At 52.4% G+C, this 10,415-nt stretch carries 9 protein-coding genes; 7 read left to right on the top strand and 2 right to left on the bottom strand.

What is annotated here, in order from left to right; translation table 11 throughout:
* Positions 1-391 precede the first annotated feature (391 nt).
* From EH198_RS22565 to EH198_RS22550, 4 genes are all read left to right on the top strand, one after another.
* Positions 392-1,378 (top strand): phosphotransferase, encoded by a 987-nt coding sequence (locus tag EH198_RS22565; protein ID WP_124697778.1) that lies wholly within the window; start codon positions 392-394, stop codon positions 1,376-1,378.
* 215 nt (positions 1,379-1,593) lie between these two features.
* A complete protein-coding gene (locus EH198_RS22560) occupies positions 1,594-2,205 on the top strand; it encodes a class I SAM-dependent methyltransferase (protein WP_221621561.1) in 612 nt (203 codons plus the stop codon).
* A 196-nt stretch (positions 2,206-2,401) separates the two neighbouring features.
* Positions 2,402-3,199, top strand: coding sequence for a TIGR00266 family protein (locus EH198_RS22555; RefSeq protein WP_124697776.1), 798 nt, complete (start codon positions 2,402-2,404; stop codon positions 3,197-3,199).
* Between the two features lie 193 nt (positions 3,200-3,392).
* Positions 3,393-3,854: a VOC family protein gene (locus EH198_RS22550; RefSeq protein ID WP_124697775.1), complete on the top strand. Its 462-nt coding sequence runs from the start codon at positions 3,393-3,395 to the stop codon at positions 3,852-3,854.
* 31 nt (positions 3,855-3,885) lie between these two features.
* Here EH198_RS22550 and EH198_RS22545 read toward each other — a convergent pair whose 3' ends face one another.
* Positions 3,886-4,452: a GNAT family N-acetyltransferase gene (locus EH198_RS22545; RefSeq protein ID WP_124697774.1), complete on the bottom strand. Its 567-nt coding sequence runs from the start codon at positions 4,450-4,452 to the stop codon at positions 3,886-3,888.
* Positions 4,413-4,715: a hypothetical protein gene (locus EH198_RS22540; protein WP_124697773.1), complete on the bottom strand. Its 303-nt coding sequence runs from the start codon at positions 4,713-4,715 to the stop codon at positions 4,413-4,415. The genes EH198_RS22545 and EH198_RS22540 overlap by 40 nt, the downstream gene beginning before the upstream one ends.
* Before the next feature lie 309 nt (positions 4,716-5,024).
* On the opposite strand from EH198_RS22540, the gene EH198_RS22535 reads away from it, so the two are divergent.
* From EH198_RS22535 to EH198_RS22525, 3 genes are read left to right on the top strand one after another with little or no spacing between them, the layout of a single operon-like run.
* Complete coding sequence (locus EH198_RS22535; protein WP_148091529.1) at positions 5,025-6,476, top strand: hypothetical protein; 1,452 nt, start codon at positions 5,025-5,027, stop codon at positions 6,474-6,476.
* The gene (locus EH198_RS22530) at positions 6,388-7,071 is read left to right on the top strand and encodes a hypothetical protein (RefSeq protein WP_124697771.1); all 684 of its coding nucleotides are present in this window, start codon (positions 6,388-6,390) and stop codon (positions 7,069-7,071) included. The genes EH198_RS22535 and EH198_RS22530 overlap by 89 nt, the downstream gene beginning before the upstream one ends.
* On the top strand, positions 7,068-10,295 hold the full coding sequence (locus EH198_RS22525) for a coiled-coil domain-containing protein (RefSeq protein ID WP_124697770.1): 3,228 nt from the start codon (positions 7,068-7,070) through the stop codon (positions 10,293-10,295). Before EH198_RS22530 ends, EH198_RS22525 begins: the two co-directional genes overlap by 4 nt.
* Positions 10,296-10,415 lie beyond the last annotated feature (120 nt).

Raw genomic sequence — 10,415 nt, 5'->3', positions numbered from 1 at the left:
TGAAAAGGTTATAGTACTAGAAAGTGAAATAATGGGGCACCGACCATAGCTGGATTACGGAAGGCCATCCTGCAAAGGATGACCTTAAAACTTGCCGTTACAGACAGCGCGTAGAAGCGTATCATAAGTAGGGGCAAGTTGTTCTAAATGCTTATGAGGAGTCGAAAGCTTCATCAATTGCAGTTTGAACTATCTTTTAAATAGAGTGTATGGCAGGAGTCGAGCTCAACAAAAAAAGCCCCAGGAATCAAATTCCTTGGGCTTTTCGTATGGACATTTTTGCAAAGACCTTATTCAACATCATAACAAATCGCCAAGAAACAGTCTATACTTTTTTTTCCAAATCACCTATATTGATCATGCAATAATTCAAGTAGGAGGAGAGCGGAATATGGACGGATGGAGTCATTTATTACAGGGAGAACTCGGGGTTTGGGTAGAAAGAATTTTTGGAAGGGGTTATTACCCGGAGGAGGCTGTGCAACTGCGCGGCGGAGCGCAGAAAGTCGTTTATTCGGTTTATTGTTCGAATGGTTTTCGCTTTGTTCTGTATGTTTGGGATGTACGATTGAACTACTTTCGCGAAGAACTGGAGCAGGAGGAACAACCTGAGCCCATTTCCGGCTTCGGAGGACGACAATTTCAAACAGTCAACGCCTTTCTGAGGAAGCTTCAAATTCGTACACCGGAGCTCTATCACTTTGAACCGGGAGGCCTCAAGGGTGAGGTGGATTTCGCATTTGTCGAGTACATCGAAGGGAAGGAAGCCTCGGATTTCTTTCAAGCCGATCCCGGGACTCAAAATCAAGTATTCGAACCTCTTTCCGGAATGCTGAACCGAATGCATCAGCAAACCAGAGAACACTGGGGGAAGTTGAATGAACCGATACCGGAAGCGCCTTCCGGGTGCCATTTACCTATATTGGCAGGAGCTTGCCGGCAGCTGGAATATTTGTCTGCTAATGTTTCGGAATTTCGGAAGCATCATGACAAGTTTATTCAAGTAATAGAAGCATTAGCTGCAAAAATCGGTGCAAGATCATGTTACAGCTTTATCCATGCTGAGCTGGGACCGAACCATGTACTCGTGGACAATCAGCTGCGTCCGTGGCTGATCGATATCGAAGGTGCCTTGTTTTTCGACCCTGAATACGAACACAGCTTCATGGAGTTCCGGTTCGACAACTACAGGCGCTACTTGAAGCATACTCAGCTGGACCCCCATAGGATGGCTTTCTATAAGTTGTATCATCATATTTCCTACAGTGCTGGTCCCCACCGGTTGCTTCAAAGAGGTTATCCGGACTCAGAATTAGTTAAACAAATTATGGCGTTTAATACGCAGAGTGCCTTTCGGATTCTTGCAGATTATTTATAGGAGAAACAAGGCCATTGGTGAAGTCCAACTTGTCGTTCATCTTGAAAAGAGAGGACCATTCATCCGGAAGGCTGCAGGACGATGCGGTATCTGGAAGGGGCAGTTCAACAAAATGCTACTGGACGGCGGAACTCATGAACTTTCCGTAAGCTGGAACCGTAAGTTATATGAACGAGCCATGCTTTGATCGAAAGAGTACGGGAGGGAATCTAGCAGTGGTAGAATATTGGAATCACAATACTGCATTTCACAATGAGTTAGTGACAGACGCAAAAGTGCGTGGTGGAAGAGTACTCGACATTGGGTGTGGTGATGGATTATTGCTGCAACGCCTCGCGCCTTTCGCTCAACAAGTTGTTGGAATCGACCCCGATCCGGAAGCCATTGCACGTGCACAAACGCGACTTTCTGCATCATCAAATGTGTCGCTCGTAAATGGAGACTTTCTTGCATTGCCGGTCCCCTCTAAGGAGGAGCGTTATTCTACGGTCATCTGTGTAGCGACTTTGCACCATATGGAATTGAGAAATTCACTGTTAAAAATCCGCCAAGTTCTCGCACCTGGCGGGCGGCTCCTTATTATTGGTTTAGCAGCGAATAAATCGCTTCTGGATTTTGTTATATCCGGACTTCTTGTTGTCCCAATCCGTATTATGGACCGAATTCATGGCGGGGTGCAAGATCCGAATGTTAGGATTGCAGAACCTAAAGAGTCTTTAAGCGAGATTCGTATAGTGGCACATGAGATGCTGCCCGGGGCAATTATCCGACGCCGTTTCTATTACCGTTACCTATTTTCCTGGGACAAACCGGTTGTGGACGACTAAAGAATAGCGCTGTATTACAAGGGCTTGGACAAACTCCACCATCCGTTGAAGCAGTCAAGAGGAATCGGGATGCGCCTATTCGCATAAGGTTAATTTCGGGTTCTGGTGAAACCGCTCCGGCTTGCCGGACGTATTAACGCTCAAACGGCCGAAAGAGGAAGAGGCCTTGAACTAACCTTGAGGAGGAATTGGAATTATGGGAGCGCATGAAATCGATTATGTCATTATGGGTGAAGAAATGCAGTGCGTGGAGGTTCAGCTTGACCCCGGCGAGAGCGTAATTGCGGAAGCGGGCAGCTTCATGATGATGGACCCTGAAATCCGCATGGAGACGATTTTCGGTGACGGCAGCGGCTCGGGACAGGGCGGCGGCGGTCTGATGGGAAAACTGATGGGCGCAGGTAAAAGAGTGCTGACCGGCGAAAGCCTGTTCATGACCGTGTTCACGCACGGCGGCGGCTATGGCCGGAAATCCGTAACCTTCGCCGCACCGTATCCGGGGAAAATTATCCCGCTCGATCTTCTTCAATATGGCGGGAAAATTGTCTGTCAAAAGGACGCCTTTCTCTGCGCCGCGAAGGGCGTCTCCGTAGGGATTGAATTTCAACGCCGGCTCGGCGCCGGATTCTTCGGCGGCGAAGGATTCATTATGCAGAAGCTGGAAGGCGACGGCCTGGCCTTCGTCCATTCCGGCGGTTATGTAATGGAGAGAACGCTGCAGCCCGGAGAAGTGATCCGGCTGGACACAGGTTGTCTTGTCGCCATGACCTCTTCGGTGGACTATAATATCGAGATGGTCAAAGGTATCAAGTCGGCGCTGTTCGGAGGAGAAGGCCTGTTCTTCGCCACGCTGCGCGGACCGGGCAAGATATGGGTTCAGTCGCTGCCGTTCAACCGGATGGCCGACCGCATTCTGTCCGCAGCCCGCGGCACAGGTCGAAAGGAAGAAGGCAGCATCCTCGGCGGATTGGGCAATCTGCTGGACGGCAGATAATCCGGCTTCCGCTGGAGCAGCCGCTGTTTAGGGCAGCGGCTTTTATTACTCGGGAAAAGACCGCATCCTTTTAATGGGAGGCGGTCTTTTCCATGTCTGCGGGAACAGGATATCAGCGGACGAATACTCACTCTTTAGCCGGTGTACTTGGTTTCATTCAATCTCTATAATTGGTGGAAAAGGAGTTGAAGGTATGCAAAAGATTGCCCCTTTTCTGTGGTTTGACGGCAAGGCCGAAGAAGCGATGAATTTCTATACCTCAATCTTCAAGAATTCCAGGATCAAGGACATCAGACGCAGCAAGGGAGAAGGACCTTGGCCGGAGGGGACGGTAATGTCGGGAACGTTCCAGCTTGACGGACAGGAGTTTATGGCTCTCAACGGCGGTCCACAGTTTTCTTTTTCCCCGGCGGTATCCTTCTTCGTCAACTGCGAAACGCAGCAGGAGATAGACGAGCTGTGGGAGAAACTTTCGGAAGGCGGAGAGAAGCAGAAATGCGGCTGGCTTAAGGACAAGTTCGGTTTGTCTTGGCAAATCGTGCCCACTGTCTTGGGAGAGCTCTTGCAGGATAAGGATGCTGGAAAAGCGGGAAGAGTCATGAACGCGATGCTTCAAATGGACAAGCTGGATATTGAAACGCTGAAGCGGGCATAGGATGAAATTCGACATTAAAGTGAATGTTCCGTTAAAATGAACGCTCGGGCCGGGCTCTCCGGACAGGGAGTCCGGTGAGCTTCATCGTCACACGTCCAATCGATAAATAGGGAATGCTAACCGTTGGCACGAACCCCAGCTTTTGCGCCAGATAATAAGATCCTTCGTTTTCTTTCCGGCAGGACCAGACCGGTTCCAAGCCATTCTCCAGGCAATAATCAATCAGAGCCGAACAGACATGAGAGGCATAGCCTTTTCCCCGGTGCTGTTCGTTCGTTTCAATTCCGATTTCCAGCTGATTATCCTCTACAAACGCCGAAAACGCGGTCGAGGCGGCCTCGCCGCCGTCCGTCAGCGTATAACCGATTCCCCGTTCCGCGAACTGTTCCGCATTACTCCAGAAATACTTCGGGGCCACGCGCCCTTCCAATTTCAGAAATATCTCTTGAGTTGTGGGTGTAATCGCATGGCGAAGGCCGCCCCGATCCTTGACTGCATTCTCATAGCGAATCCGGTCAAACCTGAAATTGACTCTCGTAAATTTTGTGATTTTGTCATCTATGAGAGAACTCCAGGCACCGGGGTAACCTGAAGCCACTCAGTCATAGTTCTCGCACGCTTGCCGCTTATCACATAGTCAATCAGCTTGCGGTTATATGGCAGGCGGTCTGTTTCTCCGAACAACAGCGACATTCCGGATGGATGAACAATATAAAAGGCGGCCGGAAAGCGGCTATCATCCGCGTATACTTCTCCCGGTACACGGCCGCGTATGACGGCTTGGGCAAACAGCGTGTTGATTTTCACCTTTTGCAAGGGTTCTTCCGCCTTGGCGTAATCCGGGGCGCTTAATCTGATCATGCTCATGCTTCCCTTCAGTGAATATGTATTTTTTTTCCTGATTCTACTCCATTATTATCGAGACAACAAGAGTATTCAACAATCATTCTGATCATTGCTTCAACGGTAGGGGTCATGCATCGGAAGATCGGAATATTGCCTTGCAACCGCTAGAACGGGAAGGAAAACCGGCAGTCTTTATGGAATTTTATAGAGGATATGGCAGTAAAGCTCGAACTCTGCTGTATTTCTAGAGGTTTCGGGGGCGATCAAGCTGAGCCTGGAGGACGAACAGGAAGCGGAAATGGGGGATACGTACAGTTGGAACCTATGAATGATAATCTGATCTCTATCTTTGGCGACGGGGCGCCCGATCATCTTCGAAAGGAATCGCTGCGCGATCTCGTCAAGCTTGCGGGTGTACTGACCGAACTGCGGGAATATTTCGAAGAACCGCTGAAGGTGCTGGAAACTTTAAAAATGCTGAACCTGATTCAGCAGGAAGCGTTGGGGCTGGATGAGCCGCTTTCGGATGCCAATGCTCTATTTTACCGGTTTAGGAACAGGTACGGATACGAGTCGGGCATTCGCATGGACCGCCTGTTGAATGTTTTGCAGAAATATAACTGGATCATTCGCGGCAAGCGGAGACTTACGATGATGGATGTCGGCAAACGGATGATGGATATGCTGATCCGCCTGGCAAACGATTCACTGGCTTACTATATGCAGGATGATGTGGCCCGGTCTTTGTTCCAGGCAAGAAGGGATGCGGATCTCAGCGAAGCTTACGACGACAAGGGGATTTCGGGAGGCAACCGGCTTGCCAGCATGATCCGCAATGCCGCGGATGCCGTCGACAAGCTGAAAGAGCGGCAGCTCGAGCTGCTCGCCGACCGGAACGCTCTTCCGCAGATCCGGATGATCGTGGATTTGATGCAGGAGCTGAACGTGCGTATGAATGAAAGGCTGGGCCCATTTACCGATTTTGAAGAAGGCGGCTCTTTGGCTCCATTGCTCAAACAGGGAAAGGAAATCATGCTGGAAGGAACGAACGTATCGTTGAGCATGCTGAATAAGTTTCTCCATTTCGCCCACTTGCAGCAGACCGAGATCAGGTCCGAGATTTCTCCGCAAGCCATTCGCCGGTTCATTATCCAATCCTTCTACAAAACCGCCGATTCCGAACTGCCGAACGGCCATGAAATATTGAGCTTTCTGGAGCAGGACCGCGTCCCCGGAGAACGGATGGACGGCATGTGGGTACCCGTGCAGTTCGCTTCCCCCGTGTCCAATCTTCAGTTGGCGGATACCGTAAGCTATCTTGAAGGCTATGTGCCTTCCACAGAGCCGATCCTCGAGCGGCTGGAGCCGGAATACGCGGGGGCCGAAGAATGGACCGAAGAGGAAATCGGACTTCATTTGGCGCAGATCGAATGGCAGTTGACCAAAGAGCGGATTCGGACGGATGAAGCGGAGAGGATTTTGCAGGAACGGGAGGTTGTTGGGCTTGAGAAGCTTGTACTGGAGGCGGGTTCGGAGAACTGGAGCGATGCCTTGAACGCGCTTCTGGCCGTTTCCGCTCTAGTGGGAGGTCAGCGGGCGGCGATTGAAAGGAGAGAAGACGGTACCGGGGATTCGCAGGCGCTGGGTGCGCAGGCGGGGTGGCAGCTTATGAACAAAGGGGGAGAAAATGATGTCGTTAGAAGAACTGGAGAGCCCATACGGCAGCCTGCCGCTGGGAGCGATGGAACGGTTGCCCGCGGTGCTCAGTCCCGATGAGGAATATGCGTTCGTGCAGATTATGTTCTCGTCATCGGCAGCGGTCCGCAGCGACAGCTTTGGCTTGTCCCGGCGCGAGGTCATGAAGATTCTGAAGCTGGAGCAGGGGGATGACCAGGGATTTATTTCTTTTATAAAAAGAGTAAATCAGTCGGTCGCCCGCTATTACAGGCTTGTTTATGACCATCGGCGAGACCGTGCCGTCGTGCTGATTCATGTGCCTGCCAGACAGGCGAGAGAGCTGTTGTCATCTGAAAGTCTGGCTCTGCTGATGTTTATTTTTTACCACCAGGAAGTGCTCCAGAACGATTTCACCTTGTTCACCCAGCTGCTTGAGGCGTTCGGGCATGAGTCGCTCGATGTAAGACGGAAAATACTTGCGAACTTGGATACGCTTATCAAGCTGGGCGCCGTGTCCAGATATGAGAATCCATCGGAAGAGGAAGCCTATACATTGACCGCGATCGGGGCTCGTCTGTTCTCGGATTCCTATTTAAAACGCTTCGCGGAATTCAGCCATTCCCAGCAGTTGAATATGGAGGATGTGCTGAAATTTTTCAAACGTTATAATCTCGAGGCAGGTGAGGGAGTTTGAACCCTTGGGCGCTGGAGTTTAGCGGCATCCGCGATTTTACCGATACCCGGCTGGAATGGGGGGGACCCGAAGACCATGTGCTGATCGGGGGGCCGAACGGCTCGGGGAAGTCGACGATCACATTCTGTCTGGGGGCGGTGCTGGCCTCTTCCAAAGTCGACCTGGAGGGACTGCGTTCGCGTAATTTGCCGCCGGACCGAATGTGGAGAGCGACGATTCAGCTGGTTTTTGCCAATACCGGAGCCCGTTCCGTCGACGCCGCGCCTTACATCGGTTTCCGGCTGAATCTGGAGCAGAAGCCCGGCGATCCCCTGCGAAAGGAATATTATATTTGCGAGGGAGATGAGCCGTGGAATTGGAAGGAAGAAACCCGCTATACGCCGGGAGACGAAACGAACCATCTACATGAGTACCGTCATCAGCTCCGGCACAAATATAAAGTGGACCCCGATGCTTTTTACCTGATCTGGTATCAGCAGGATGTGAACCAGTTCGCCGTGATGCGGCCGGAGGAGCGCTTCCGTATTTTCAGCGAGATGACCGGCATAGAGCGGATACAGCATAACTGGGAAAAAGTGAAGGAGGATAGAAAAGACGCGCTTTCCGCGCTCCAGACAGCGGAAAGTAACCAGCATTCCCACAAGCTGAACTTGGGCAACTGGCAGCAGGAGCGGGACCGGCTGCTCAGCCGGAACGGGCGGCGCAGGCTGGGGCTCGGGAATGTATTGACCGCCTCGGCCGCGCTTGAGCGGCTGTACGGCAAAGAGCAGGAGCTTCTGAAGGAGCGGATGGACGAGCTTGAACAGCGCCATGAGGCCGAGCGGGACCGCCGGATGCAGCTGGAGGAGGAGCATGAGGGACATCGGCGGGAGCTTGAGGAAAGAACGCGGCGCATGGAAGAGCTGAACCGGCTGATAGAGGAATTGGAAGGCAAAGCGGCGGAAGAACGCGCCTTGCGTGAGCAGTTGAACGGGGAGTACCGGCAGCTTGAAGATATTCTCAAAGAACTGGACAAAGAGATAAGGGCAATACCCTATTCCAAAGCCGAGGTTGACGCTAGGCTGGAGCAGGGCCGTACAGAGCTGCGGGAGAAGGAAGCGAAGGGCCGGGAGACGGACGAGGCATATCAGGAGGCGCAGACGCATCTGGATTGGCTGGCCGAAGAGATCGGGGAGCTGAATTACACGCTTGAGGAGGACTTCCGGAGGCTTGGCGACGCCAAGAAAATGCTTGCCCAGTACGGCGGCAGCGCCGCGCTTGAACGTGAAACGGACAGTCTGGAAATCCGGCGGTCTTCCCTGCGCGACAGCGAGCGCGAACTGGAGCGGAGCATTCAGTCGCTGACGGACGAGTTGGAGTCGTTGACCAAGAGTAACGGAATGTACAGTTTGAGACAGGAGGCGTCCATCCGCCGGCTGCGCGGAAGGGGCATCGCCGTCTATACCCTGCGCGATCTGCTGGAAATGGATGAGCAAATTCCGCTGGAGCGGGAGGAACAGCTTGAGTCCATCAAGTACACGCTGTTTGTGGATGCGAAGGGTTTTGCGCCTCCGACGGATATTTATCATGTGGAGCTGCCGGCGGTTGTGCCGGAAAGAACGGCGAATGAGCTGCCGTACCTCGGACTTCGGGTGAGAAAGGAGCTTGACGACCAGACTTACGCCGCGGCTCAAAAAGCATTATGGTGGGTCGGGATGATTGCCTCCGGCTCTTCAAAGCCTCGGCTGGAGAACGGTCAGCTTGTCGATTCCTTGGGCCGGAGAGGCCCGCAGGAGGAGAGACGGTGGATACTTAATCCGCGCGGAATCAAGCTGCGGGCGAAACGTGCCGCCGAAGAGCTGGAAAAGCTGGAGCTTCAGCTTGAAGCCGCCCGCCATGACCTGTCGGAATGCGAAGAACGTCTGGGTCTAGTCCGTTCGGTGCACCAGCTCATTAAGGAAGCGGAAGCGGTTGTGGGTGCTGTTGCCGAGCGGGATTTGAGAAAGCGCGAACTGGACCGGAAGACCGGCGAGCGGAAGAAATGGACAGAGATCCGGAACAACGCTGGCGATGAGCGACAGAGACAGATCCGGGAGGGGGCTGAGCTTGCGTTCCGGCTCGAAGCTCTCGAAGGATACCGGCAAATCTATGAGCGGGCCGACCTTGAAAGCATGAAGATTGAGCGGTTCGGGCAGCTTGGCCAAGAGCTGGAAGCTTCCGGGGAGCGGATACAAAGGCTGGAGAGAGAGCTTCAGGACCGCTTGGAAGAAGCCGACCGGCTGGACCGTTCGTTGGAATCGGCAAGGAGAAGAATCCGGGAGAAGCTTCAATATATCGAAGAATCAAACAAGACCCTGGAGGTGCTGGACGGGGAGAGACGAGAGATGCTTGAACGGCTGGAGGTCACCCAGGAAAACCGTGCCGCGGAGCGGCAGTTTTACGGTGATTGGACCGTTCGTCTGTCTGCCGTATACACCGGGCTTCTTGAGGAATCTCCGGAATTCCCGGTGGTCCCCGACTGGACTCCGGCTCAGGCAAAGTCGCATAAAGAAGATGCTTTCGTGCAGTTAAACCATGCTCTGAACGAAATCGTCGACGAGAATGCGGTGGAGAATTACGAAAAGGTAAAGCTGGAGTTTGAGCGGGGCGAACAGGAGGTACAGGATGCCCGCACGCTCCTTCGCCAGCTGGAGGAAAGTCTGGCCGAGCTTGAAGAGAAGCTGGTCAGCACGACCAATTATGAAATCAAACGGGTAAGCAGCCGGTTTGCCCGCTATATGGACCTGTTCTCGTTTGACGGCGAAGTGAGCTGGGATATGCAGGAGATGAAGCAGGGGAATATAAAGTATTATCTGAACATCAGAGCCAGAAAGCAGGGCCACCGTGGTCCTCTGGAGGAAATCGGCATGAAAGGCAGGGGAGGACGGGTCGGGAAAGGAGTATCGGGCGGAGAGGAATCGCTAAGCTCGCTGCTGTTCGCCCTCGCGCTGCTGAAGACGATTCAGGCGGAGCCGGGATATATCGTGCTGGACGAATTCGACAGCGCCCTGGATGAGGGAAGAAAATCTAAGGTGTTCGAGCTGTATGAGCGGGAACTGTCGAGAAAAATGATCATCCTGTCCCCTAAATCCCATGAATCGGATTATTTGCGGCATTTTAACGAAGCATTCATCGTTTACCATGACGCGAGAATCCCTAAGAGCGCAGTTATAAGAATCAGGAAAAAAGCCGGGATCAAGGTTTAAAGACGGCATTGCATTGACGCTTGGGATACCCGGGCGTCTTTTTGTTGACTTCGTTCACGGATTGAATTATTCTTCTCTTATCACTGATTTAGTAAATTAGTAAATTAGTAAATAAAAAGA

Source organism: Paenibacillus rhizophilus (genome assembly GCF_003854965.1).
In the GTDB taxonomy this organism is placed as follows: Bacteria; Bacillota; Bacilli; order Paenibacillales; family Paenibacillaceae; genus Paenibacillus_AQ; species Paenibacillus_AQ rhizophilus.
The sequence above is the reverse complement of the archived record's forward strand: the minus strand, read 5'-3'. Positions and strand labels throughout refer to the sequence as shown.

What these genes read in the sequence shown, in the direction of transcription:
- EH198_RS22555 (WP_124697776.1), top strand. Translation starts at nt 2,402, where the DNA reads ATGGGAGCGCATGAAATCGATTATGTCATTATGGGTGAAGAAATGCAG.
- EH198_RS22530 (WP_124697771.1), top strand. Translation starts at nt 6,388, where the DNA reads ATGATGTCGTTAGAAGAACTGGAGAGCCCATACGGCAGCCTGCCGCTG.
- EH198_RS22535 (WP_148091529.1), top strand. Translation starts at nt 5,025, where the DNA reads ATGAATGATAATCTGATCTCTATCTTTGGCGACGGGGCGCCCGATCAT.
- EH198_RS22565 (WP_124697778.1), top strand. Translation starts at nt 392, where the DNA reads ATGGACGGATGGAGTCATTTATTACAGGGAGAACTCGGGGTTTGGGTA.
- EH198_RS22550 (WP_124697775.1), top strand. Translation starts at nt 3,393, where the DNA reads ATGCAAAAGATTGCCCCTTTTCTGTGGTTTGACGGCAAGGCCGAAGAA.
- EH198_RS22540 (WP_124697773.1), bottom strand. Translation starts at nt 4,715, where the DNA reads ATGATCAGATTAAGCGCCCCGGATTACGCCAAGGCGGAAGAACCCTTG.